Here is a 23,920-nt window from a genome sequence, read left to right as displayed (position 1 = left end):
TACGTAATTGTATATAATCTTACCCTGTATCGATTGAAACCCGTATTTGATAGCAGACTAGAAATCCAGAAACACAGAGGCATTGAAATACTGCTTAGCAAGCGTCTGAAAATAACAGGCCTGAACCGAGATCACCGCGATTAATAGCGAGTTTCGTACGGTTTCTCTTTGAGGACGGTTCAGGTGAGACAGCCGTTTTACTGCCGTTTCAGCCGCATGGGCTAATCTTTCGCCCCCCCAGGGCTTGTCCTGTTGATGTTCTTCGCTGTCTCTGTTCTCTTCGAACAGTGAGGCATAAGCGCTATACAATTGAACAGGCTCAAGCAGATCGTCATCGTCCCGTTCCGGCTTCAGGAACAGCTTGCGGAAGAGCTGGCTAATGCTCCGGAAGTCGAGCGAAGATTTCAGATCGTCAATCATGAACAGCATGGCCGCCTGGTTGATCGAATATTTCTTCCCTTCAAGGGGCGCGCCCAGATATTCTTTGAAATCGCGTTTTACCCAATTTTGCATAGTGGTAATGGAAATTGTGGAATACTCAATTAGCGCTCCGAGCGCGGCAATTTCCTGAAGGGACAGACCTTTGGCCTTCCCGCCTTTGATTATTTTTTGCAAAATAGAAGGAATATTTGTGGATAAAAACGCGTTAAGCGGTGCCCCTTCCCTCATCTCTCGCTGATGAAGCTTTGTCCACGCTTCCTGCAAAATATGCAGCGGAGTGTGGCCGGACGTTCCGGTAATCGAAAGCAGCAGCGAGGACATCTCCACTCGGGTTAATGTAAAGGATTCCATAGCCGTCAGCCCTCCTTTAGTCATGGACTTTATAATTAATGCAGGAGATTTGAAATATAACCGAAAAGTTCGTACAATAAGTTCATATGAACTCATAATTTGAGTATAACCTATTTTACGAAGGAAAGGGATGGTACCGATTATATGGGTATAGGACTTAGTCTGACGTTGGTGGCCGTTTTGATTGTTTTTACCGCTTTTTTTGTAGCTACGGAATTTGCAGTTGTGCGACTGCGGGGAAGCCGGATCAGCCAAATGGTGCTGGAAGGACGTAAAAATGCGATTGCTGTTCAAAAGGTTGCCGCCAATCTGGACGGATATCTGTCCGCCTGCCAGCTTGGCATCACCATTACTGCCTTAGGGATTGGTGCTCTAGCGGAGCCTGCTTTTGAACAGCTGCTCTATCCGTTCTTCCACTGGGCCGGCATCGGCAGCGAATTTAGCCATGTCCTATCGTTCGTGCTTGCCTTCTTTATTGCGACATTTCTGCATGTCGTTATGGGCGAACTCGCACCGAAGACCGCAGCCATCAACAAAGCCGAAGAAATCAGTCTGCTGACCGCTAAACCGATTATCTGGTTCTATCGCATCCTGTTTCCTTTCATCTGGCTGCTTAACGGTTCCGCCAATCTTCTCGTTCGCCTGTTCGGGATGAAGCCGGCCAGCGAGCATGAAGAGGCGCACTCGGAGGAAGAAATCCGTCTGATTCTGTCCGAGAGCTATGAGAGCGGCAAGATCAATAAAGCCGAATACGGCTATGTCAACCGCATTTTCGCTTTTGACGAAATGCTGGCCCGTGAAATCATGGTTCCGCGTACCGATATGGTCTGCCTTTATACCAACAACTCACTTCAAGAGAATCTGGATATTATCCGTAAAGAGCAGTATACCCGTTTTCCGGTGGCGGATGGTAATAAGGACAACATTGTCGGGATAATCAATACGAAACAGTTGTATCTCAAATATGACAATAATCCCGGCTTCAATTTCAAAGATCTTATTCAACCTGTCATGACCGTTTCCGAGGTTACGCCTGTTAAGACGCTGTTGACGCGCATGCAGAGGGAACAAGTTCATATCGCTCTCCTGCTTGACGAATACGGCGGAACCTCCGGACTGATTACGATCGAGGACATCCTGGAAGAGATCGTCGGCGAGATTCGGGATGAATTTGACGCTGATGAACGCAAAAACGTGGAAAAGCTCGGCGAATCCCATTACTTAGTAGACGGCAAAGTGTCTCTTCCCGAGGTGCGTCAGCTGACAGGTCTCGATCTTGACGATGACGAAGTGACCACGATCGGCGGATGGCTGTACAGCCATCTTGAAGAGCCTGCTGTCGGCAAAGAAATCACCGAGGGGGACACCACGCTTATCGTCCGTGAAATGAACCGTCACCGTATCCGCAAGGTGGAGATCGCGGTTCGGTCAAATCACGAGGAGACAATGGAGGAATCTCTCACGTAAAAGTCTGATCAGCGTTCTAGCAGGCAATGATAAATGCGGCCCGTTCTCGCTTTAGAGGGGGGCCGCATTTTTTGTTAGTCCCGCATGTCCTTTCATCCGATATCAGATAGTCCGGTCAGCCAATCCATCTGCTCCCGGGTTGCCGGTGAGCCGCCTATCCTATGTATTCTCCTGTGCAGCGAAGCCGATAATTTTGCTCATATAGAGTTCATCTACCCAAGCGCCGTCTACTTTAAGCGACTTAACTTTGGTCCCCTCTGCGGTAAAGCCGCATTTGGTGTACAAGGCAATGGCCCGCTCATTATGCTTCATTACCGTAAGCTCCAGCCGAACGAGGCCGCTTTCTTCCGCCCAGGCAATAAGCTCCCGCAGCAGTCCGCTGCCCACACCCATTCCTTGATAGCGCTTCAGCAGTCCGATCACAAGATAAGCGCTGTGACGGTTGCGGTTTACGCTGCCACCTCTGGCTAAAACATAGCCCGCCAGCTGTCCGTCCACCTCCGCTCCGATTAGGTTGGATGTCTTGGACCTTACAAATCCTTCGATCATGTCCTGAACCTGCTGCACATCGGTTTGCCGCTCCCCAGGTTCCAAGAGCATAAAGGCTGTTTCTTCATCCAGGCTGTGCTGCAGACGAAGAAGCTCCTCGGCATCGCCGGGAACCAGTTCCCTGAAAGTCACTTCCACCCGTGTACACTTCCCATCGTTCAATCATCTGTTATTAAAGATATTTCTTAAAAAGCTTGCTTCCTTCCCCATCATAGCCGAGCGCCGCGTAAAAGAGATGAGCTTCCCCTCTTCGGGAAGCGCTGGAGAGCATGATTTTGAGCGCGCCGCGTTCCACTGCCGTCTGCTCGGCATGTCTCATTAAAGCCGCTCCGAAGCCCTTTCCCTGCATATCCGGCGACACAATCACCCTTTCAATAACACCAAAAGGGCGGTTGCCGCTGAGCGCATCCATACAGAGATGCAGATGCACGGTACCAATAACCCGGTTATCTTCCTCGCATACGAACAAGAAGCTATCCGGATTCGCTGCGATTTGGTTTAACCGCTCGGGCAGAACTTCAACACCCGGATGATCCGGAAGCAGCAGACGGTACAGCGTCTCAACCCCGAGGGCGTCCTTCGGTACGGCTTCCCTAATGATAAAGCTTTTTTCCATTAACAAAAAGACCTCCTAGCTGCGGCAAATCATCAGCACATTACCGTCCGGGTCTCTGAAGTTGAACCAATGATCATGCTCAATATCGGTCAGTATCTCAGCTCCGCTCTGCTTCACAAAGTCATAAGCGGCGTCTATATCGTTGGTATTCAGGTGAAATAGTGGCGTATTCAGCACACTTTCCATCGTAAAAATTTTACTGTCAAGCACAATGGCAGGCCCATCCATCGGGATCACGAACAAATGTCCGAACAATATTTCATCATCAAGCGGCAAACCTAGAAGACGGCAATACCATTCTTTTGATCTCTCAATATCGCTGACCGGGACAAAAACAGCACCGATTTTGTTCAGGATGGGACTGTTCACCGTCATTACCCCCTTTGGAAGATGGGAATTGGATATTCCTAAAGTAACTTTCGATATATTGATGTCATTTCCTGCCGATTGCTTAGGGGAACCTCATCATATTATGATATAATTTGTCACAATGCATGGACCACCACAATGTTACCGGGAGAATGTCTTATGGCCAATTTATCCTATGGCGGGCTGCGTCTGACTCCGCCCAAAATTCTTGCACTCGGCTTTATTCTGCTAATCGGCGCAGGCACTGTACTGCTGTCGCTTCCCATTTCATCGGCGAATGGCCGTATCTCCTGGATCGACGCGCTGTTTATGGCTACTTCCGCTACATGCGTGACCGGGCTGGCCGTTATCGACACGGGTACGGGACTTACCACCTTTGGCCAGGTTGTGCTGCTCGTGCTGTTTCAGTTCGGGGGCCTTGGCTTCGTAACGATGGCGACGCTGGTTACGCTTGTTCTCAATAGGCGGATATCGCTTAAAGAGCGGCTGTTGCTGCAGGAGTCGATGAATCAGAACTCTATGCAGGGTATCGTGCTCCTCATCCGCCGGGTTCTGATTTATTCTCTTGTGATCCAGCTTGCCGGAGCGTCCGTGCTGGCGCTCAGGTTTCTAAAGGACATGCCGGCGGGCAAAGCCATATACTATGGGATATTCCACAGCATTTCGATTTTTAACAATGCCGGCTTCGACCTCTTTGGCGATGTGCATGGACCGTTCAGCGGATTGACGCGGTATGTGGAAGATCCGGTGGTTAATATCACGGCGATCCTGCTTATTTTTCTGGGCGGCATCGGCTTTATTGTATTGTCCGACGTAATTGATTTCCGCAGACGGAGACGGCTTACCCTGCACTCCAAAGTGGTTCTGTCGACCTCGCTTATTCTGATCGCTGCCGGAGCTTCATTATTTTTCTGGCTGGAGATCTATCATACGCTGAAGCCGCTGCATCCGGGCGGAAAGGTTATGGCTTCTTTGTTGCAAGCTCTTACTCCCCGTTCCGGTGGGGTCACGACTATTGATATATATAAGCTTAGAGAATCCACTCAATTCCTGATTATTCTGTTGATGTTTATCGGCGCGGCCCCGGGCTCAACCGGCGGGGGGATCAAGCTGACGACATTCGCGCTGCTCATCGCCGCTGTGTACTCGCGTATTCGCGGCAAAGAGGATGTTGTTCTGTTCCGCCATCGTCTGTCCAAAGAGAACGTCTACCGGGCCATAACCATGACTCTGCTCTCCCTGCTCCTTGTGGTGAGCGCAACGATGCTCCTGTCCATTACCGAGAAAGCCGATTTCCTTGCCGTCATGTTCGAGGCGGTGTCCGCGTTTGGAACGTCTGGGCTTACCATGGGTCTGACAACGGAGCTTACGACCCTCGGGAAGATTCTCATCATTATTCTTATGTTCATGGGACGGACCGGACCGCTGACACTGGCTTATGCCCTTAGGCCGACCAAAGGCAAGGAGCTGTACCGCCATCCCGAAGGACATATTATGATCGGATAGTAAATACGACGGCGGGCGAACCGCCGTTTTTTTGTTGTTTGCTTACTCGCTTAATTTAACAGGATCACTTATTGTTCTCCGATGTCCCCTAACCCTCCGCGTCCAGAGCCGCATCCAGCAGTTGATCGAACAGCTCGTCATCTTCCTCCAGCCTAGCATCCAGCTCCAGGAACTGCTCCTCGCTGCCGGACTCGTCCGCAAAGCTCAGACTGTAATCCCATTCCTTCCCCTTTTTGCTGAAGAACGTAATTTCATAGCGGGCCGCGTGGCCCTCCAGGTTGAATACGGTCCTTCCCACATAATTTCCTTCCTCATCGCGGCGCATGGCCGCTTCCGTAACGACTACGCTCATGCAGCTTCCTTCCTTTCATTCGTTCGGGAAATCCCAAGCCGTTCTTGGCGAGAGTTTCGAAATCCTCTTTCAGTATATCATTGTAACCCGCCCAAATCCCGTTTTATAGCCCTAATTGACTTTTTTCATCCGGCGGTTAATAATTTAGTACAATACTCTATAAGTTTAATTTGGAAATTGATGGAGGAAATGTTATGAGTGATTTTGAAGCAAAACTCTCCAAATACGCCGACCTAGCCGTGAAAATAGGCGTAAACGTGCAGCCGGGGCAGGCATTGGTCGTAAATGCGCCTATAACCGCGGCGGAGTTCGTCCGTCTGATTGCAGCCAAGGCGTACGAGGCAGGCGCCAGCCAAGTCAAAGTAAACTGGAGCGACGAACGGATTACCCGTCTGCAATTCGAACATGCCGCGCCGGAGGTCTTCTCCAAAGCACCGACCTGGTATGCCGGTGAGATTACCGAATTTGCCGAGAATGGTGCGGCCGTATTGTCGGTCATCGCCGAAGATCCGGATGCGCTGAAAGGGATCGACCCGGTGCGGATTGCCGAATATCAGAAGACTCGCGGAGCCGCCCTGTCCAAATACCGTGAATTTGTCATGTCGGACAAAGTAAGCTGGAGCATCGTCGCCATTCCTTCCCAGGCCTGGGCCAACAAAGTGTTTCCGGACGTACCTGCCGAAGAACGGGTAAACAAGCTGTGGGAGGCGATTTTCCATACCGTGCGTCTGGACCGTGAAGACCCCGTAGCAGCCTGGCAGGAGCATCTGGACACGCTGGAAGAGAAAGCGGCCGTACTGAATGCCAAGAAATACAAGAAGCTTCATTATGTCGCTCCGGGTACGGACCTGACCATCGAGCTGCCGGAAGGCCATATATGGGCGCAAGGGGATAGCATTAACGAGAACGGCCACACCTTCGTCGCCAACATGCCTACAGAAGAAGTATTCACGGCACCGCTGAAGACCGGCGTCAATGGGACCGTCCGCAGCACGAAGCCGCTAAGCCACGGCGGGAATATCATTGACGGCTTCTCGCTCACCTTCGAGAACGGAAAGATTGTCTCGGTTTCGGCCGAGAAGGGACAGGAAACGCTGGAGCATTTGATCAACTTGGACGAAGGCGCCAGATATTTGGGCGAAGTGGCGCTGGTCCCCCATCATTCCCCTATTTCGGAATCGAATATTCTCTACTACAACACCTTGTTTGACGAAAATGCTTCGAACCATCTCGCAATCGGTACCGCGTACGCGTTCTGTCTGGAAGGCGGCAAGAGCATGACGCAAGAGCAGCTTGAAAAGCGTGGTCTCAATACAAGTGTCACTCATGTCGACTTTATGATCGGCTCTGCAGAGATGAATATATTCGGCATCACAAATGACGGAACGGAAGAGCCGGTATTTGTAAACGGGAATTGGGCGTTTTAATCGAGGGGGTTCGGAATTTGGATTTTAAGCAAAAGCTGGAGAATTACGCGCTGCTTGCCGTAAAAGTCGGCGTCAACATACAGCCGGGACAGACGCTTGTTATCAATGCGGACATTGCATCAGCCGAACTGGTTCGCCTGGTTGTCCGCAAAGCCTATGAAGCGGGCGCCAAGCTGGTCAAGGTCAATTATTCGGATGAAGTCGTGACGCGAACGCGCTACGACCTGGCTCCTGAGGAATCCTTCTCGGAGCCTCCGAAATGGTTCGCGGATGAGATGGAGGATCTTGCACAGAACAACGCTTGCTTCCTGACCATTATTTCGACGGATCCTGATCTGCTGAAGGGCGTCGACCCGGGGCGGATCAAGGCATATCAGCAGGTGTCTGCTGAAGCAATGGGAGGCTACCGTCAGCTGCTGATGAGCAATCATGCAAGCTGGAGCGGTGTCGCCTATCCTTCGGCCTCCTGGGCGGCGAAAGTATTTCCGGATGCTCCGGAGGAAGAGCGGATTAATCTATTATGGGACGCGATTTTCCGCGCGGTCCGCGCGGATGTGGAGAACCCGCTTGAAGCCTGGCAGCTGCACCTAGACGGACTGAAGCGCCGCTGCGACAAACTGAATGAGCGCAAGTACCGCAAACTTCATTACACCGCACCGGGCACCGACTTGACCGTCGAGCTGCCTGAGGGCCATATTTGGTGCCAGGCGGGTGCGGTGAACGCAAAAGGCGTTCCTTTTCTGGCGAATATTCCGACGGAGGAGGTATTCTCGGTTCCGCACCGGGATGGGACGAATGGCACAGTCAGCAGCACCAAGCCGCTCAGCTATGCGGGAAACATCATCGACCGCTTTACCCTGACCTTTAAGGACGGCAAGGTGACGGATTATACCGCAGAGGTCGGGAAGGATAAGCTGGATGCGCTCCTGTCTATGGATGAAGGAGCGGTGTCGCTTGGCGAGGTGGCGCTGGTCCCCCACCGTTCCCCGATTTCGGAGAGCGGCATTCTATATTATACGACCTTGTTCGACGAGAATGCCTCCTGCCATCTGGCGCTCGGAGGCTCGTACGCCTTCACCCTGGAGGGCGGCACGGCTCTTTCGAAGGAGCAGCTCGCCGAGCGCGGGATGAACCAGAGCCTCATTCACGTTGATTTCATGATGGGTTCACCCGAGATGAACATTGACGGCATTACGGAGGACGGCACGGCCGAGCCGATCTTCCGGAATGGCGGATGGGCGTAAAATAGTTCAGTTGTTTGATGAAAATAAAGTACTAGACTCCCGCGCTGCATTGAACGGGCAGAATAGTTCCAATATGTGACGACATAACGGCAGCCGCTCTTAACGATCGGCTGCCGTTTCTATGCTAGCAGGATTATTGAAACATGTGCCCTGTTAGCTGCATCTGTTCAAGTCCTCTTCTGCTAATGTACGTCCAAGACGCTTTTTTCTAATTTAGCCAACTTTTTTGTAACTCTCGACTTTGCCCAGAAATACAGGGCTATTCCCGCGATGGTGAACATGCCCCCCAGGAATTGAGAGTCGGAAATAGATTCTCCCAATAATAGATAAGCCAGAATAATGGCGAGAACTGGCTCCCCGATGACGCCAACAGAAACCGTTGTCGCTCCGATGGACTTTAACAAAAGGTTAAAAAGAAAATGCCCAAAAATCGTTGGTATGATGGCAAGCAAAACGAAATATGTCCAATCAGCAGGACGATAATCGGTTAGAGAGAAATGGTTGACCAAAGAGTAAACGAGCATGACGCTCCCACCAAGAAAAAATACGATCACACTATAGAAATTAGCCGGTATTTTATGACTCACTTTTTGTCCTGCAAGCATGTAGACTGACATCGAAATGGTCCCCAATAATGACAGCCCATCTCCAATTAAAGCCTCTCTGGAAACGCCAATGTCACCCCATGCTATAATCATTGATCCCACAACCGCTGCAATCATGCAGAGTGTCGAGAGGATCGTAACCCGTTCTCTAAATAGAAAATAAGAGCCTATCATGACAAACAAAGGTTGCAAGGTCAGGATGACCATAGAACTGGCAACCGAGGTATACAATAAGGATTCCATCCAAAACAAAAAGTGTAATCCAAGAAATACTCCAGCTATAAAAACGATGCTCCAATCTTTACGGCCCATTTGTAAGGATCGCACCGTCTTCCAAGGCACAAAAGGTATCATTATCAATACAGTTATAAATAGTCTATACATTCCGGCAACCGAGGGTGGTGTTGTAGAAGTTTTTATCATGATGGACGAAATGGAAACAGCTAATATGCTGACGAACAGCAAAATATACGGTTTATTGAATTTCATGTTAAACCTCCAAGATAAATAATTGATGTGCAGCTGACGAAATATAATAATAGCACCATGATTTAATGATTTGTGTAAAAATATCTCTCAATTATATAGATATATCGTTAGTCAAAAGGAGGTTGAGTTAGTGACAACTCATTTGCACGAAGACATTCATTACCCGGATGCTTCGTTTCCATACGCGATGTATACGATAACGCCTCAAGACGTTACCCCCAAAGGAAGAGGCTTTAATGATCTGCATTGGCATGATGAGCTTCAGTTTACATTGTTTGTAGATAGAAAAATTAGGATGCGGGTTAATGGCATAGATCATGTAATGGAATCTGGGGAGGCTATCTTTATTAATAAGGGAGCCTTGCATATCGCGGAGCAATTAACACCTAACAGTTATTATGTAACGTTTAATTTTCCCGAAAAGCTACTTACTTTTTATATGAAGTCTCCGTCAAAACGACACAACTTTGGTTCATAATGATATCCAACGTTCCTCTTGCTATTGAGGAATCCTCGAAATCCATCAAGGAGCAGCAAGAACGAATGCAATTAATGGTTAGTTATATCCATCAAAATTACACTGATCCCATCACACTACAAGCCATTGCTGCAGCCGCGCATCTAAGTGTTTCAGAGTGCAATCGCAGTTTCAAACGAACCATCAATATGACCGCGTATGATTATCTGATTCATTATCGGATCTCTAGAGCCACTTCCTCTTATATATCGGTATAAGAATATTTATTCAGAGTACTACCTACGTTTTCTATGCTGAAAACAACCGGCATACCTACGATATTGGCTACTTCCCTAATTCATACTTCAATTTCATCCTCTTCTATAAAGGTACCCGACAGTAAATCTATGGCGTAGGAATTGGCTTTTGCAAAATTTTTAAACCGTTGAACTTCTTCTTGGCCTTCCTGATCTAGACCGACAAACCAATCCAGGTTTGCAACTTCTCTATATACTCTCTTGCTTCAGTATAAAGCCCTAATTTTTGGTAGACTATTGATTTAGATAAGTAACTATACCTTATATTTTATATAAGTTATCGGCCAGAACATACATATGATCCGCAATACATTTTCTGACAAAAAAAAGACTTCTTCGTACTCTTCCAAATCCAATCTCTTCACACGACGATTGATTTAATCATTAGTTATTAAGTGTCAAAGTTGTAATATATCAGCATATTTTGTAATCCATACTATTGCAAATATAAACATAAATTAACTAGAGGTCAATTAGAGGTAGAGTCAGCAGAACGCGAAAAACGTACGTTAGAAATTGTGTTGCATTAAGGCATCAAAATGTCTGTAAATGACACCGTCACACAACACAATTGACTTTGGGTTGCATTCCTAAGCGTACGGAAGGTCCGCTAATTTACTGGCTTCGAACTCTTAACGTACGAAATCCGCGTTTTGTTGGCGGAACCCCTAATACAACTTATTACGAAATCGGGCTGCCGGTAAGCATCATTCATCACCTTACGCTGACGGAAGGCTCCGTCCTCGGCTAGCTGTTAACGACGCCGACTATCAGATGGGCCGCGACAATTTCATCCAATGGACGCGCGGCTTGGCGGACGACAAAAATCCCGGCGCCTCGGACGCTTTCACGCTAGTGAAAGCGCAGGGCGGGAATGAGCCGCCGGCGGACGGCGCGAAGATCAAGCTGGAAGCGGACAAAAATGGCCGCATTGACAACGCCGATCTCGCTTATGTCGCCGTCCGTGTTTTGCAGGCGAAGTAGCCTCGGCCATTCCGTCTGAAGCAGCCACTTAAGGATGATGAGGAGGAGAAGTATGAAAATGAGCAAATGCTGGTCTATTCTGCTCGTCATAGCGATTTTGTTTAATGCTGCCGATAGCGCGAATAAAACCGAGGAATCGGTGGAGCCGAAAAACGGCGGCGTTTCTGATCAGAAAGGCGTAATTGGCTCGGAACCGGACATCATGGAGCAATGGAATTCACAAACGGAGACATCCGCTGCATTGGTGACGCTGGGCAAGGAACTGGCCCATGGCAAGCCGATCACCGCGACCTCCGAGGTTACTTCCGTCGGACGGGTCGCCGCCAACGCGAACGACGGCGATCTTTCCACACAGTGGGAATCGGCGGCAAAACCGGCGTCGATCACGATCGATCTCGAAGCGGTTTATCCTGTCGCGGGCGTAGCGATGAGCCTCGATCCGAACTGGACGGCGCGAACGCAATCGATTGCCGTCGAAGGGAGCGTGGACGGCAAGACGTACATAACGCTCGTTCCCGAAGCCAAGTATTCGTTCCAAAGAGCTCCGAAACACCGCGTTGAGCTGGAATTCTCCTTCGCTGACTTGCGGTATGTTCGATTTACGGGGACGTCAAACTCCAATCCGAACGGCATTCAATTTACAGAACTGGAAGTTTACCAAGATCCGAATCATGTTCCGCCGGAGCTGCCTGACCTTTCGGTATCCTCGGTTCACCTGTCTCCGTCTGCGCCTAAGCCGGGGGATGAAGTCACTTTCAGTGCGGTCGTGCGCAACGACGGAACGGGAACCTTGGCGGAATCGAACATTCGGATGGATTTCACATTGAATCCGGCTGTCAGTGATACGACGGTAACCGAAGCGGTGTATACAGGGAGTCTGGAGCCAGGCGAGACAGTATCCGTGACTGGAACGGCCTCCTGGACGGCTTCTATAGGCACCTATGCCCTGCAAGCCAAGGCCAGTGCAGACGTACAGGAGACGGAGAGCCAGAACAATGCAAGGATGACCTATTTTGCCGTCCGTAAGCCGGCCTCCGAGCGAACGGACTTTGAAGAACGGGCGGAGTACATCCTGCAAACTCTGGCGTCAAGCGAACCTACACAGACTAACCGGACATTGTGGGTGAAGGAGGCCGTTTATCACGCGCAAGCGCGGTTCGAGCTGGGTGTGGATGTCGAAACGGCATTGGACTACATCGCCAGCATTAACAATAATCCCGCAGGCGCGTCCATGTTTTACTACACGGCCAATATCGACACCTATTTGAAATACGGCCACCTATACCCCGAATCTCTTAGAGAAAAAGTTAAGACGAATATGCTGGCTGCCGACTATTCCAATAATGGAAGCACGGAGAACCACTTCCTCAAATTCCGAACGGCCGGCTACCTGGTTGCGCAGACGTGGCCGGAATGGAGCAAGGCGCAGGCGACGAAAGCGTTCGCCGAACGGGACATCAGCGAGATGCTGGAGCGGTTCGTGAAGTATGGCATGAAGGAATATGACTCTACCACGTATTGGGCGCTCTATGTCGAATGCCTGCTGATGCTGCATGATTTGGCCGACGATCCGCAAATGAAGCAAAAAGCCAAAATGGCGCTCGACTGGCTGCTGGCCAATACGGCTGCCGAGTGGGTAGACGGGTACTGGGTGTCTTCCACGAATCGCGATTATATGGGGATGAGTCCCAAACTCGGAGCAGCCGGGACGATCATGGGATGGCTGTATTTTGGGGGAGAAGAGCAGCCCCGTCTTTTGGTAAATGAATTAAATTATCCGGAAGGGATGTACTCCATAGTTCCGGCGGTTTCATCTTACCGCATCCCGGACCCCATTCAATCGGCGGTGGCCGACCGTGACGGCCCTTACACGAATCTTGAAAGTCATGATCAGTATCCTACGAGCAAGCTGAACTGGCCGTACGGTTACCGGAAAACCAGCTATATCGCGGAACGTTACGGCGTGGCGAGCCAGTTCGACGGCTACGGCAGCCTGGGCTGGTCGGATCAGATGCGCCGCTGGTTCGTCCGATGGCAATCGGAGAACGCCTTTAGCACGTTCTATGTTTCGCATCCGAAGAACGGCGCCCTGAAGTCGGGGGCCACACCTTACGAGCAGGTGCTGCAGCATGAGGGGACGCTACTGGCCGTCACCAATATTCCGGCGAACGATCTGAAGCCCTATATCACGGGCCCGCTACCGACCGGCGTTATTGACACCGTGGAGGATTCGAGCGGCTGGATCTTTGCCCATGAAGGAAATGTGCTGCTGGGGGTCAAAATCATCAAGCCTTACAGCTGGTTTGAAGAGACCGTCGGCCCGCTTGTGGTTCCCGTCATTCGCAGCGATGGTCTCAAACATGCGGTGATTGTGGAGACGGCCGATCCGAAGGACTACGCGCAAGCGGAGGATGTCGGCAAGACGGCGGATGAGCGCCGGGCAGGCGAGCTGGCCCGCTTCATGGAGGCAATCAAATCCGGCACTTCGGTTGACGCTACCGGGTTGGAGGACGCGAATCCTACCGTCGTCTATACGTCGCTTGGCGGAGATACGTTAAGCTTAACCTTTAACGGCAAACGGAGCGTTAACGGGGAACCCGTCGATTATACCTCCTGGCCGCTGATCGACAATCCGTATATGCATCAGGAGGTGGGGAGCCCGATCTTGACGCTTGGGCATGGTGGAAAGAGCGTCGAATACGATTTTGACGCCTGGACGATTCAGGCCCCATCGTCCGAACCGGATTTGGGGTACCGCCAACAAAACGCGGAAAACATACGCTAAGAAATGGGCGACCTGGGAAAATTGCTTGAAGATATCGACGTGTTAAAGAATATGAAGAAGGTATCTCCAAACAGGAAATGCTTTAAGCCTGGTAAGTAACAAAGTTAATATTAAGTATCTTTAGGAGGATTTATGTGCGAAACGATGATTTTGGTATGCTTTTTGAAAAAGCTGAAACAATTACTCTTCCGGAAGATCCGGGTGAAGCAAACCGGATTTTGGCCGAAATAATGTAGAACTATGTGTTGTGATCTCAGCCTCGAGGATTAGATGCCTTCATAAATGGGCATAGCCCGATTCCTCCTCCAAAGAGGGCAGGAACCGGGCTATTTGCGCGCCTGCAGGATCAAAAAGTGAGGTAACCCGGGATCCTCTTCTGATCATTTGTGCTGTGTACCAGCCAGCGGGCTGCCAGCATCTAGGATAGTCCATCCGTTCATTTCGCCGGGCAGCAGTTTCATCATCGCCGGACGCTCATAGCAAGCATTATGTCCGCTCGACGCATCTACATGCCGCTCATAATCTTTGGCCAGTCTTGCATAAGCGTTAAGAATTTTATCCTTCATCTCTCCCCCTCTCCTATTTCATACCTAATCAGAAACTAAATTTCAAAATTTGTTCAACATATAGACACAAAATTGTTGATTTTAGTTCACAAAGATGTCACAATAGAGCTGTGGAAATAATAATCCGAAGGAGGCGGTTACAATGATGAAAGATCCGCATTCAAGTGAGGTCGAACACGTTGACGTCGATGAACAGGATACTAAGCCCATTTACGAGAATCGCGTTAAAGCCGCCAATGCGGTCAAATACACCGCTTATGTCATGCTGTTCCTGGGTTTCCTGTACTTTTTGGTTGCTTTTATTCTCCCGATGTTCGAATGACTGTCCTTCTCTCCACCAAACAATTCGAAACCGCTTACGGCTAATCCCGGACCTCCTTTGCGGAGCGGAGAATCAGCCGTTTTATTTTGTTTTAGCCCATAATTTTTGAATCCATGCTGCCGCTTCCGGCGACCAGACCGATTCAATCCGGGCATTCAGCCAAGCCATGGCTTCTTCCTTGTCCCCGGCGAACGGTTCCATTCCGCTCTCCCGCATCCAATGCAAGGCCGTCTCAAACGATGTGCTGTTCCAGCCGTTTTGGTCCCCAGCGGCATTAAGCCGCGGACGAACGACGGAAATGACGATATCCACGGAGCCTTGCAGCTCGTTTAAGGCATTGTCAAAGGCGGTCTTCTTCTCTTTGGCTTTCATGTCCGCTTCGGAGCGAAGCTGACGCGTCTCAATGCCCTCTTTTGCCTTAATGATTTCCAGAACCGTTAGCGCTTCTCTGCCTGACAAGCCGCGGTCATACCGTTCTTTCAGCGAAAGGGAACTTCCCAAGGAGACGGCAAAATAGGGAAACCATTCCCTGGCGACAAGCACCGCTTTTTTCTTCATGAACTTGCCGTAAGCTGCTTTGCCCTCTCCCGGAAACCGAACCCGCCACTGCCATGGATCAAGCTCTGTGTCCGTATGCCAATCTTCTTCTCTCGTCAGTTCCTTAAGCGAAGGATGCCCCGGAATAAGCGGCGCAAGCGGCAGTATTCCGATGTTTGCAATAAGTTCAGCGGCTTCGTCAAATGTAAAAGGTACTGCCGCTTTTGCTTCATGGATCATGATTTCCATCTCCTTATGCTATCTTCGTTTACTCTCTGAAGCGGTCAATGCCCGCCAGAAAAGCATGAATGGTGGCAGACAGGCTGACGCTTACGTCAAGCGGAATGCCGAAGCCTCCCTTTTGCTCCAGTGATGCGAAGCCATGCAAAATACTGCGAAGTCCTCTTACGGCATGCAGTTCCCCTTCTTCACTCAGCTTGTAAGGTGCAAGTACGCCTGTAATCAGCTTCAGCGCGCGTCCCCCTTCTTCGTTAAGCTCGGCGTTATCCGCATCCGGAGCTTCAAGAGTCATTTCATATAATCCAGGATGCCGCTTGGCGAATTCGGCGTAGCCCTTCCCCATCGCGAGCACCGCTTCGCTGCCGCTTAACCCCTGCGATGCTGATGACATCACCTCATAGAGCTGCTTCAAGCCGTATCCCGCGAGCAGCGAACGCAGTTCCGCTTGTCCGTTAATATGATTATACAGTGAAGGGGGACGAACGCCCAGCTTGGCGGCAAGTGCGGCAAGTGTTACCCCCTCCATTCCATGCTCGTCGGCAATTTGCGCAGCCTCTATTACAATTTTATCGCGGTCCAGGCCCACTCTTGGCGACATAATTCAGCCCCCGTTTCTCTGATAAAATCTGTTGTTCAGCTTTGGCAATAGCGGAGCGCAGCCGTTCACCGGGGTGTTTAAGCAAATTACCATGCCCCACCGCCAGAAGCGAGGGGTTCAGCTTTTCAATTTTTACAGCGCTCTCCAGTGCGGCTTCTTTATTCCACGTTGCCATTGCCGGAAAAGGGAATAGCGGTACTACCACTCCGGCTACAGCAACGCTGCGGAAAGTCTGCAGTGCGTCACCCGCAATAACGGCCCCATTCCTGTGGTCGAAGAAGGACATAGAACCCGGAGTATGACCGGGTGTGGAAATCGCCGTTAACGAACCGATCTCATCGCCATCGCTAATCAAATGATCGGGAATGCTGGTTACGTTCTTGGGAACCCCTCCGCGGATCGGCGTTTCCGGTTCGCCTGGCCGCAGCGAACGGTCGCCGCGCAAGAGCGCCGCATCCCTCTCTGATATATACAGGCTCACCTGCGGGAGCCGCTTCTTCAGAGCATCCACAGCTCCGACGTGATCGTCATGCGCATGGGTAAGCACGATCCGGGCGAGGGGCTTGCGAAGCGATTCGGCGGTGCGGAGAATGCCTTCCAGACTAAAGGGCATACCTGCATCAATCAGGGTCAGGTCGTTTTCTTCCTCTACAATATAGCAGTTTACCGGGAACAGACGCGGCATCCAAGTCAGTTGAAGCAATTGGCCGTTACGCGTAACTCTCATTTGATCCCCTCCAAAAACTAATGTCATTAGTCATAGTTTAAACTAATACCATTAGTTAAGCAACTGTTATTTCCCCCTGCTCCGTAATTTTCTCCATAAAAAACCGGAATCAACCGCCTCTAGGAAGGGTTAATTCCGGTGGGGCTCGCTACGTAAAAGAAAAAAACACCGCCCTCCCGGACAGTGTTCTTCGTCGCATCAGCCGAAACGGCCCATAATATATTCCTGAGTCATCGTATTTTCCGGATTTGTAAATACTTTTTCCGTCATTCCGTATTCAATCACCTGGCCGAGATAAAAATAAGCCGTAAAATCGGAAATCCGCGCCGCCTGCTGCATATTATGGGTAACAATAACAATGCGCAGCTGCTCTTTCAATTCTTTAATGAGCTCTTCAACCTTTCCGGTAGAAACCGGGTCAAGCGCCGATGCAGGCTCGTCAAGCAGCAAAATTTGCGGATTAACCGACAGCGCCCGCGCGATGCAGAGCCGCTGCTGCTGGCCGCCGGAGAGCGCCAAGGCGGAATCCTTCAGACGGTCCTTAACTTCGTCCCATAATGCGGCGCGGCGCAGACTGCTTTCGACGATTTCATCAAGCGCCCGCTTTCCCTTGACGCCATGGTACTTCGGACCAAAAGCAATATTTTCGTAGATCGATTTATAGAAAGGATTCGGCTTCTGCCAAACCATGCCGATTTTTTGTCTAAGCTTAATTACATCCGTGCCCGGAGCGTTGATATCCACTCCGTCGATCCAGATGCTTCCTTTGCTGGTCGATCCGGAAATCTCATCATTCATCCGGTTCAGCGACCGCAAAAAGGTCGATTTGCCGCAACCGGAAGGACCGATCAATGCCGTTACCGTTTTCTCGGGAAACGGCAGGCTGATGCCTTTTACCGCTTCATACGTGCCGTAAAATATACTTAAATTTTCAGTCCGGAAATCCCTTTCTGTCTTCGCTGTCTGCAAAATATGTGGTGCTGTAAGTGTCGCTTCCATATTTTTTCTCCTCCTGACTAATTCATTCTTCGCGATGCTGTCAATTTCCGGTAGATCAATCGGCCAAAATAGCGGGCGACCAGATTAAAGATCAGAACCGTGATAACCAAAACGGCCGACGCTCCGGCGGCAATCTCCACTGCATCGGGTGCGAGCCCTTCGCTGTTAATCTTCCAGATATGCACAGCCAACGTCTCGGCCGGGCGGAACGGATTCAGCGGCGAGGACGGACTTAGCGGATTCCAGTTGCCGAAGTCCAGACGAGGGCTGCTCATCCCTGCCGTGAACATCAGGGCAGCGGCTTCACCGAATACCCGGCCGGCGGACAGGATCGTTCCCGTAATTATTGCGGGCAGAGCCACAGGGAACAGTACGGTTGTGACGATTTTCCATTTAGACAGCCCGAGCGCGAACCCGGCTTCCTTCTGCTGAGAGGGTACACTGCGGAACGCCTGCTCGGTAATCCGCACCATCAGCGGGAGGTTGAATACGGTAAGGGCTAGCGCCCCCGAAACCAGTGAGAAGCCGAGACCAAAAATATTAACGATCAGCAGCAGACCAAACAAACCGACAACGATCGACGGGAAGGAAGACAGAACCTCAACAACGAGGCGGATAAAGCCGGTGATTCTGCCCGGACGAGCATACTCCGCCATATAAATACCTGCTCCAATGCCCAAAGGCACGGTGATCAGCAGCGTGAGGACCAGGAGGAACAACGAGTTAAAGAGCTGCGGGCCTATACCGCCGCCCACGCGTATTTTGCGCGGAGCCGATGTGAGGAAATCCCAGCTAATGTGGCTTACTCCCCGAAATAAAATATATCCTAGCAGACCGGCCAAAACGGCGACGATCAACAGAGCCAAAGTTACAATTACATAGGTGGCGATCTTGTCGGCTGTTTTCGCTTTCATCAGATCGACCTCCTTTTTTCCAGCATGCGGACAATGAACACGAATAGGAACGTCATCAGCATGAGAACAAGCGCCATACTCCACAGCGCATTATTGTGCGGCGAACCCATTGTAGTATTACCCATTCCCAGCGTTATGACGCTGGTCAGCGTAGACGCTGATTCAAATAATGATGTGGGAATGAACGGAGCATTCCCGATAACCATCTGGACCGCAAGCGCTTCGCCGAAGGCGCGGGCCATGCCCAGCACTACGCCGGTCATAATGGCGGGAAGCGTCGTCGGAATTATAACGCGGGCGATGGTCTGCCAGCGGGTTGCGCCAAGCGCAAACGAGGATTCCTTCAGATTCCGCGGAAGCGCAGACAGCGCATCCACCGCCACACTGGTAATCGTTGGCAAGATCATGACCGACAGTACGAGCGCGCCGGCGGCAACGCCGATGCCTTGTCCAGGAAAGACATTCCGCAGGAACGGCACGATAACGCTGAGCCCCACAAAGCCGTATACGACGGAAGGAATACCTGAGAGAAGTTCAATCACCGGCTGCAGCAGCTTTTTGCCCCATCCCGGTACAATTTCAGTCATGAACAGCGCGGCGCAAATACTTAATGGACTAGCGATTAGGGCGGCCAAGAGAGTAGTAATAAAAGACCCCGCGATAAACGGCAGCGCTCCAAAAGACGGGTGATCCCCTTCAGGAGACCAAGTAGTGCCGAAAAAGAAATCTGAAAAGCCTACCTTATCGATTGTAAATGTTGAAACCCCTCTAGACGTCACAAAATACACCATGGATACTATAGAGACAATTAACAGAAGCACACAAAGGGACATGTAGGAACGTCCGATAAGGTCCTCAATATGATGTTTTTCAACACGCGATTTGCTGCTCTGCACTCGTATAGTTTCGTTGTTCTGCACTCGCATTTATGTCCCTTCTCATTAAAGTGAAAAGAGAGGCAGAAGAATTCCGCCTCCGATTCTATGAAAATTGTTGCTTTAATTATCTAATTACTTGTTCGTTACGTTGCCGGCGACATCGCGGGAAACCTGCATCTTCGAGGCTGGGATGTAGCCAAGCTCAGTTACATCGCCGTTCTGAACTTCATCAGTCTGGAAGTAGTCCAGGAAAGCTTTGACCGTCGCATTCGGTTCGCCGTTCGTGTACATATGCTCATAAGCCCAGACCGGATATTTTCCGCTAACTACGTTGTCCACGGAAGGTTCAACGCCGTCGTAGTTCAAGGTTTTAACCGAATCGTCAAGGTAGGACAGGGCCAGGTACCCGATCGCTCCCGGCGTTTCGCCGATTATTTTCTTAACGGTGCCCGAGGAATCCTCTTGGATGGAACCCGGAAGATCTTCCGTCTTCGTGCCGAGTGCAAATTTCTCAAATGTAGCGCGTGTTCCGGAGCTTGCCGGACGGTTAATGATTTGGATCTTCTGATCCGCGCCGCCTACTTCTTTCCAGTTCGTGATTTTGCCGGTAAAAATATCAACCAGCTGCTGCTTAGTCAGAGTATCAACTCCGGCAGCCGGATGGCTTACGGCCGCAATCGCGACAACTGCCACCTGATGGTCGACGAGCGCTTTTGCCTTTTCTGCGTCTGCGTCTTTCAGCTTCTCTTCCGCGAATACGTCGGAGTTGCCGATATCCACTTGTTTCTCAGCTACCTGTGTAAGACCTGTACCGCTGCCGCCGCCTTGTACTTGAATATCTACGCCGGCATTCTTTTCCATGAATTTCTCAGCTACCTGTTCCACCAAAGGCTGAAGAGCCGTGGAGCCGGAAGCAAGAATCGAACCGCTGACTTCTGCGCCGCTTGTCTCTGTAGGCGCGCTGCTGGCTCCCGTATTTCCTTCGTTAGCCGCTGTGTTATTTCCCCCGTTATTTCCGCAAGCCGAAAGTGCAAGGACACTCGTTAAAGCAAGTGCCATGATCCAGGATTTTTTAGAGCGCATTATTGTTTGTCTCCTCCTACAGTTTGTGTTAATAATTAGGCTCGTTCGCCCTGACATGTTAATTGTAAAATCCCTTCGTTAGTTAAACCGCCTACTTATGTAAAATGAACGATAAAAAAGACAATAGAATTTGTATAACTCTATAGAAATCATCTATAATTATTGAGAAAGCAGATGATACAATTGTTATATCGGAGGGAACTCCCATGAACATAATAAAATTGCAGATTGTAGTTCTCATTGAAAAATATAAAAAAGTGACGGATGTTGCCGCAGAGCTTGGCCTGAAGCAGCCCACCATTTCTTTTCATATGAAATCGCTGGAGAATGAACTCGGCACCCCGCTGTTCCAGAGCCGAAGCGGGCGGGTGCTGCTGACCGAAGCCGGTCATGCCCTTCACCAGTATGCGGTTCGAATTGTTGCGCTGGCGTCCGAAGCCGAAAGAACGGTAAAGCAGGCCGACTCCCGCTCCAGGCTAAAGCTGGCTATCGGAGCATCGGCGATTTCGGCGGCGTATCTGCTCCCGGCAGCTTTGTCCGGCTTAGCGGCAGAGCATCCTGAGACCGAAATTACGGTCGCCGAGGCGCAAACTGACGTCTTACGCGAGCAGCTCAGGAGCCGCAAGCTCCAGCTTGCTGTTCTGCATGGCTATGAGCAGGCGGACGAATCATTATATATGAGTAAGATTACCGATGATGAGACGGTGCTAATCTTTGCTCCAGGACACCCATTAGATGGCAAGGATTCCCCCGACCCGGATGAAATCTCCCGGCAGCCGTGGATTCAGCATGCGCTGGGAAGCGGCATGCGCGAATTCGCCGACCGCTGGGCCGGGTTGAACGGTGTGCGTTTGTGGAATAGGATGGAAATAGATAGCCCAGAGGCCGTTAAGCAATTGGTTTTGCAAGGAAATGCGGTCGCCGTTTTTTCCAAAATCGGCATTGGGGCGGAGATCGAGTCGGGGAGCTTGCGATATCGTCCACTCTCAGGAATCTTGCCGGAGCGAGGCGGCTTTTATCTGGCGTGGCGTAAGGATTATGCGCTAACCGAGATTCAGCAGGCCTTTGCGGACAGCTTGGCCCATAAGGGGGTACAGCATGGAGCTTTTTCGTCATCGAAAGTAAAGCATTAAACCCGTCATTATTTATGCCCCTTAACAAAAAAACGCCAGGCTGATGACAGCCCGGCCCTCTGCCTTGAGCAACTGCTTGATTATTCGGCTTAAAATTCCGGCTTCTCCGCCGTCAGCACAAATGTCTTCGGAATGCCCTTATCGAATACGTCCGAGGATAGATTCGGTTCTTCGACCAGCTTGCGGATGTAGAGGCCGCTTTCCGCGGCCGCAGTCACAATCTCGCCGAGCGTCCATTTGCGCCAAAATACGATACCCGAACCGTCCCTGCTCTCTTCGCCTTCCGGCGAATATTTGGCATAGGATACCTGTTTCTCTTCAAGCGACGTATCGAAGTAATCCCCCGTTACTTTATGCTTGCGGATTTTGGCCGTGGAACCCTTTGAAGAGATCAGCTTGGTCGATACGGGATGAAAATCCCGCAATATGAACCGCCCTCCCGGAGCAAGCAGTGAATACGCCGTGTCCATAAATGGCTTGAGATCGGTAAAGTAGTGCACGATTCCCAGCTCCGCAAAGACAATATCAAACGCTCCTCGCGGAACAGTTCCCGGCAGGTTTAACACGTCGGAGACGATATAGTCCAGCCGAACTCCCGCAGCTTCCGCCAGCTCGGAAGCATAACGCCCATTGCCTTCCGAGAAGTCGGCGACCGACACCTCGGCACCAAGCAGACCGAGCGCCACCGCCTTAACTCCGTTCGAGCCCATCAGGTTCATCATTTTCTTGCCGCCTACATCCCCGAAATAGGCAAGAAGCGGCTGAAGCTTGGCGGAAGGATTATTCCGCAGCTTGGTAGCGGCTTCCTCCGGCGTTCCAAACCGGCTTATCCAAGCGCTGTATGTATCCTCGTTCCACAGCTCTTCGCTGGCGGAGGAGGTTACCGCCGATTCAGATTTATTGTCATCCTTGTAACTGTCGTACATCAAGTAAAAGCTCCTTTGCTTCGAATCTCATTATGTTGGGTTCCGGTGAACTCCCGCCGGTTCAAGAAGCGCTTTCCGGCAATGTCTCAAGCTCATGCGAAGGTCTATTCCCCCGCTCTGCTTCCCGGGCCTCTTTCCGGCTGCCCATATACAAATAACATGCGAGACCGCCGAGCACAAGCAGGCCGCCGGACCACTGAAGGCCGGACAATCGCTCTCTGAGCAGCAAATAGGCCAGAATACAGGCTCCTACCGGTTCTCCAAGAATATTCATGGACACCGTAGTGGCGGATGTATACTGCAGCAGCCAGTTGAACAGGATATGGCCGAATACAGTCGGTACGATCGCGAGCAGTACGAAAATGCCCCATTCTCTTGGCGGATAGTCAAAAAAAGCGATGCCCGCAGTCCAATTGTACAGAGCGAACACAGCTCCGGCGCTGATGAACACAATTAGGCTGTAAAGGTAAGACGGCATCCGGGCTACCAGCTTTTTGCCAATGAGCAGATGGGCGGCTACCGCCACCGTTCCGAATATAGAGAGCAGGTCGCCTTTTAGGCTGTCCGAGGACAAGCCAATGTCGCCCCAGCCAATAAAGACGACGCCTATAATCGCTACACCAAGACCGGCTATTGCGGAAACCGCGCTGCGCTCCTTGTACAGAATATAGGACCCAATCATAATGAATACGGGCTCAAGCGCCATAATCATTGTGGAACTGGCGACAGAGGTATACTCCAGCGAGCCCATCCATAGCAGAAAATGCAGAGCCAGCATGAAGCCGGAAGCTATCAGCAGCAGCCAGTCCTTTAGGCGCAGGGCCGATATCGTTCCACTGTACGGACGGACAAAGGGGAACATTAAGAGCGAAGTGAACAGCAAGCGGTACATTCCCTGAATGGAAGCCGGAGCTTGGGACCATTTGATAAAAATGGCGGAAAATGAGATGGCTACAATCCCGATCAGCATGAGCAGCGAGACGGGGATTGGCGGTTTTTTGGTATTCATGTTGAGTTTTCCTTTCCGACGCGTCAAAT

General features: G+C 50.7%; 25 protein-coding genes. 9 read left to right on the top strand and 16 right to left on the bottom strand.

Translation table 11 applies throughout. The features are described 5' to 3' along the window. Window positions 1-57: 57 nt before the first annotated feature. Window positions 58-792, bottom strand: a complete 735-nt coding sequence (locus VK70_RS09205) for a DUF1836 domain-containing protein (RefSeq protein WP_025694382.1) — start codon at window positions 790-792, stop codon at window positions 58-60. A gap of 144 nt (window positions 793-936) precedes the next feature. On the opposite strand from VK70_RS09205, the gene VK70_RS09200 reads away from it, so the two are divergent. After that, on the top strand, window positions 937-2,259 hold the full coding sequence (locus tag VK70_RS09200) for a hemolysin family protein (protein ID WP_036638821.1): 1,323 nt from the start codon (window positions 937-939) through the stop codon (window positions 2,257-2,259). Window positions 2,260-2,418: 159 nt separating this feature from the next. Here the strand turns inward: VK70_RS09200 and VK70_RS09195 are convergent, their stop codons facing one another. From VK70_RS09195 to VK70_RS09185, 3 genes are read right to left on the bottom strand one after another with little or no spacing between them, the layout of a single operon-like run. Then, window positions 2,419-2,946 carry a GNAT family N-acetyltransferase gene (locus tag VK70_RS09195; RefSeq protein ID WP_036638824.1) on the bottom strand — a complete coding sequence of 176 codons (528 nt, stop codon included), beginning with the start codon at window positions 2,944-2,946 and terminating at the stop codon, window positions 2,419-2,421. A gap of 34 nt (window positions 2,947-2,980) precedes the next feature. Then, entirely contained in the window at window positions 2,981-3,424 is a 444-nt protein-coding gene (locus tag VK70_RS09190; protein ID WP_051504983.1) for a GNAT family N-acetyltransferase, read from the bottom strand. A 15-nt stretch (window positions 3,425-3,439) separates the two neighbouring features. Next, window positions 3,440-3,793, bottom strand: coding sequence for a VOC family protein (locus tag VK70_RS09185; RefSeq protein ID WP_025694385.1), 354 nt, complete (start codon window positions 3,791-3,793; stop codon window positions 3,440-3,442). Between the two features lie 159 nt (window positions 3,794-3,952). Here VK70_RS09185 and VK70_RS09180 point away from each other — a divergent pair, with 159 nt between their 5' ends. Further along, on the top strand, window positions 3,953-5,299 hold the full coding sequence (locus VK70_RS09180; RefSeq protein ID WP_025694386.1) for a TrkH family potassium uptake protein: 1,347 nt from the start codon (window positions 3,953-3,955) through the stop codon (window positions 5,297-5,299). An 88-nt stretch (window positions 5,300-5,387) separates the two neighbouring features. Here the strand turns inward: VK70_RS09180 and VK70_RS09175 are convergent, their stop codons facing one another. After that, a complete protein-coding gene (locus VK70_RS09175; RefSeq protein ID WP_036638826.1) occupies window positions 5,388-5,651 on the bottom strand; it encodes a hypothetical protein in 264 nt (87 codons plus the stop codon). A gap of 194 nt (window positions 5,652-5,845) precedes the next feature. Here VK70_RS09175 and VK70_RS09170 point away from each other — a divergent pair, with 194 nt between their 5' ends. After that, entirely contained in the window at window positions 5,846-7,078 is a 1,233-nt protein-coding gene (locus tag VK70_RS09170) for an aminopeptidase (RefSeq protein ID WP_025694387.1), read from the top strand. A 17-nt stretch (window positions 7,079-7,095) separates the two neighbouring features. Then, a complete protein-coding gene (locus VK70_RS09165) occupies window positions 7,096-8,322 on the top strand; it encodes an aminopeptidase (RefSeq protein WP_025694388.1) in 1,227 nt (408 codons plus the stop codon). Window positions 8,323-8,504: 182 nt separating this feature from the next. Here VK70_RS09165 and VK70_RS09160 read toward each other — a convergent pair whose 3' ends face one another. Continuing rightward, window positions 8,505-9,416 carry a DMT family transporter gene (locus tag VK70_RS09160; protein ID WP_025700338.1) on the bottom strand — a complete coding sequence of 304 codons (912 nt, stop codon included), beginning with the start codon at window positions 9,414-9,416 and terminating at the stop codon, window positions 8,505-8,507. Window positions 9,417-9,546: 130 nt separating this feature from the next. Between VK70_RS09160 and VK70_RS26410 the strand changes: the two genes are divergently transcribed. From VK70_RS26410 to VK70_RS26405, 3 genes are all read left to right on the top strand, one after another. After that, window positions 9,547-9,894 (top strand): cupin domain-containing protein, encoded by a 348-nt coding sequence (locus tag VK70_RS26410; RefSeq protein WP_051505222.1) that lies wholly within the window; start codon window positions 9,547-9,549, stop codon window positions 9,892-9,894. A 1,070-nt stretch (window positions 9,895-10,964) separates the two neighbouring features. Further along, window positions 10,965-11,174: a hypothetical protein gene (locus VK70_RS09150; protein ID WP_025700340.1), complete on the top strand. Its 210-nt coding sequence runs from the start codon at window positions 10,965-10,967 to the stop codon at window positions 11,172-11,174. Window positions 11,175-11,226: 52 nt separating this feature from the next. Next, a complete protein-coding gene (locus VK70_RS26405) occupies window positions 11,227-13,959 on the top strand; it encodes a discoidin domain-containing protein (protein WP_052755990.1) in 2,733 nt (910 codons plus the stop codon). A 380-nt stretch (window positions 13,960-14,339) separates the two neighbouring features. Here the strand turns inward: VK70_RS26405 and VK70_RS09140 are convergent, their stop codons facing one another. Next, window positions 14,340-14,525, bottom strand: coding sequence for a hypothetical protein (locus VK70_RS09140; protein ID WP_025694036.1), 186 nt, complete (start codon window positions 14,523-14,525; stop codon window positions 14,340-14,342). Between the two features lie 142 nt (window positions 14,526-14,667). Between VK70_RS09140 and VK70_RS09135 the strand changes: the two genes are divergently transcribed. Beyond that, window positions 14,668-14,847, top strand: a complete 180-nt coding sequence (locus tag VK70_RS09135) for a hypothetical protein (protein WP_025694037.1) — start codon at window positions 14,668-14,670, stop codon at window positions 14,845-14,847. Window positions 14,848-14,928: 81 nt separating this feature from the next. Here VK70_RS09135 and VK70_RS09130 read toward each other — a convergent pair whose 3' ends face one another. The 7 genes from VK70_RS09130 to VK70_RS09100 all read right to left on the bottom strand — a co-directional run bounded on the left by VK70_RS09130 (window position 14,929) and on the right by VK70_RS09100 (window position 20,823). Further along, window positions 14,929-15,624, bottom strand: a complete 696-nt coding sequence (locus tag VK70_RS09130) for an AlkZ-related protein (RefSeq protein ID WP_025694038.1) — start codon at window positions 15,622-15,624, stop codon at window positions 14,929-14,931. A 28-nt stretch (window positions 15,625-15,652) separates the two neighbouring features. Further along, window positions 15,653-16,222, bottom strand: coding sequence for a TetR/AcrR family transcriptional regulator (locus VK70_RS09125; protein WP_025694039.1), 570 nt, complete (start codon window positions 16,220-16,222; stop codon window positions 15,653-15,655). Further along, window positions 16,191-16,949, bottom strand: a complete 759-nt coding sequence (locus VK70_RS09120; protein WP_025694040.1) for an MBL fold metallo-hydrolase — start codon at window positions 16,947-16,949, stop codon at window positions 16,191-16,193. The genes VK70_RS09125 and VK70_RS09120 overlap by 32 nt, the downstream gene beginning before the upstream one ends. 198 nt (window positions 16,950-17,147) lie before the next feature. Next, entirely contained in the window at window positions 17,148-17,948 is an 801-nt protein-coding gene (gene pstB / locus VK70_RS09115) for a phosphate ABC transporter ATP-binding protein PstB (RefSeq protein ID WP_036638384.1), read from the bottom strand. A gap of 17 nt (window positions 17,949-17,965) precedes the next feature. Further along, window positions 17,966-18,862, bottom strand: a complete 897-nt coding sequence (gene pstA, locus VK70_RS09110) for a phosphate ABC transporter permease PstA (RefSeq protein WP_025694042.1) — start codon at window positions 18,860-18,862, stop codon at window positions 17,966-17,968. Beyond that, window positions 18,862-19,788, bottom strand: coding sequence for a phosphate ABC transporter permease subunit PstC (gene pstC / locus VK70_RS09105; protein WP_036638387.1), 927 nt, complete (start codon window positions 19,786-19,788; stop codon window positions 18,862-18,864). Before pstC ends, pstA begins: the two co-directional genes overlap by 1 nt. An 84-nt stretch (window positions 19,789-19,872) precedes the next feature. Continuing rightward, on the bottom strand, window positions 19,873-20,823 hold the full coding sequence (locus VK70_RS09100; protein WP_025694044.1) for a phosphate ABC transporter substrate-binding protein: 951 nt from the start codon (window positions 20,821-20,823) through the stop codon (window positions 19,873-19,875). A 206-nt stretch (window positions 20,824-21,029) separates the two neighbouring features. On the opposite strand from VK70_RS09100, the gene VK70_RS09095 reads away from it, so the two are divergent. Continuing rightward, window positions 21,030-21,956 carry a LysR family transcriptional regulator gene (locus tag VK70_RS09095; protein ID WP_025694045.1) on the top strand — a complete coding sequence of 309 codons (927 nt, stop codon included), beginning with the start codon at window positions 21,030-21,032 and terminating at the stop codon, window positions 21,954-21,956. Between the two features lie 89 nt (window positions 21,957-22,045). Here the strand turns inward: VK70_RS09095 and VK70_RS09090 are convergent, their stop codons facing one another. Together VK70_RS09090 and VK70_RS09085 are read right to left on the bottom strand one after the other, a co-directional pair. Next, entirely contained in the window at window positions 22,046-22,882 is an 837-nt protein-coding gene (locus tag VK70_RS09090; protein ID WP_046723187.1) for a class I SAM-dependent methyltransferase, read from the bottom strand. A gap of 61 nt (window positions 22,883-22,943) precedes the next feature. Beyond that, window positions 22,944-23,891, bottom strand: a complete 948-nt coding sequence (locus VK70_RS09085; protein WP_046723185.1) for a DMT family transporter — start codon at window positions 23,889-23,891, stop codon at window positions 22,944-22,946. Between the last annotated feature and the right edge of the window lie 29 nt (window positions 23,892-23,920).

This window comes from Paenibacillus durus ATCC 35681, assembly GCF_000993825.1.
Lineage (GTDB): Bacteria > Bacillota > Bacilli > Paenibacillales > Paenibacillaceae > Paenibacillus_AQ > Paenibacillus_AQ durus_B.
This window is presented reverse-complemented; position numbering and strand designations above follow the sequence as displayed.

Coding starts and splice junctions, on each gene's coding strand:
- VK70_RS09205 (WP_025694382.1), bottom strand. CDS start 792: ATGGAATCCTTTACATTAACCCGAGTGGAGATGTCCTCGCTGCTGCTT.
- VK70_RS09200 (WP_036638821.1), top strand. CDS start 937: ATGGGTATAGGACTTAGTCTGACGTTGGTGGCCGTTTTGATTGTTTTT.
- VK70_RS09190 (WP_051504983.1), bottom strand. CDS start 3,424: ATGGAAAAAAGCTTTATCATTAGGGAAGCCGTACCGAAGGACGCCCTC.
- VK70_RS09180 (WP_025694386.1), top strand. CDS start 3,953: ATGGCCAATTTATCCTATGGCGGGCTGCGTCTGACTCCGCCCAAAATT.
- VK70_RS09175 (WP_036638826.1), bottom strand. CDS start 5,651: ATGAGCGTAGTCGTTACGGAAGCGGCCATGCGCCGCGATGAGGAAGGA.
- VK70_RS09170 (WP_025694387.1), top strand. CDS start 5,846: ATGAGTGATTTTGAAGCAAAACTCTCCAAATACGCCGACCTAGCCGTG.
- VK70_RS09160 (WP_025700338.1), bottom strand. CDS start 9,416: ATGAAATTCAATAAACCGTATATTTTGCTGTTCGTCAGCATATTAGCT.
- VK70_RS09150 (WP_025700340.1), top strand. CDS start 10,965: ATGGGCCGCGACAATTTCATCCAATGGACGCGCGGCTTGGCGGACGAC.
- VK70_RS26405 (WP_052755990.1), top strand. CDS start 11,227: ATGAAAATGAGCAAATGCTGGTCTATTCTGCTCGTCATAGCGATTTTG.
- VK70_RS09140 (WP_025694036.1), bottom strand. CDS start 14,525: ATGAAGGATAAAATTCTTAACGCTTATGCAAGACTGGCCAAAGATTAT.
- VK70_RS09135 (WP_025694037.1), top strand. CDS start 14,668: ATGATGAAAGATCCGCATTCAAGTGAGGTCGAACACGTTGACGTCGAT.
- VK70_RS09130 (WP_025694038.1), bottom strand. CDS start 15,624: ATGATCCATGAAGCAAAAGCGGCAGTACCTTTTACATTTGACGAAGCC.
- VK70_RS09125 (WP_025694039.1), bottom strand. CDS start 16,222: ATGTCGCCAAGAGTGGGCCTGGACCGCGATAAAATTGTAATAGAGGCT.
- VK70_RS09120 (WP_025694040.1), bottom strand. CDS start 16,949: ATGAGAGTTACGCGTAACGGCCAATTGCTTCAACTGACTTGGATGCCG.
- pstB (WP_036638384.1), bottom strand. CDS start 17,948: ATGGAAGCGACACTTACAGCACCACATATTTTGCAGACAGCGAAGACA.
- pstA (WP_025694042.1), bottom strand. CDS start 18,862: ATGAAAGCGAAAACAGCCGACAAGATCGCCACCTATGTAATTGTAACT.
- pstC (WP_036638387.1), bottom strand. CDS start 19,788: ATGCGAGTGCAGAACAACGAAACTATACGAGTGCAGAGCAGCAAATCG.
- VK70_RS09100 (WP_025694044.1), bottom strand. CDS start 20,823: ATGCGCTCTAAAAAATCCTGGATCATGGCACTTGCTTTAACGAGTGTC.
- VK70_RS09095 (WP_025694045.1), top strand. CDS start 21,030: ATGAACATAATAAAATTGCAGATTGTAGTTCTCATTGAAAAATATAAA.
- VK70_RS09090 (WP_046723187.1), bottom strand. CDS start 22,882: ATGTACGACAGTTACAAGGATGACAATAAATCTGAATCGGCGGTAACC.
- VK70_RS09085 (WP_046723185.1), bottom strand. CDS start 23,891: ATGAATACCAAAAAACCGCCAATCCCCGTCTCGCTGCTCATGCTGATC.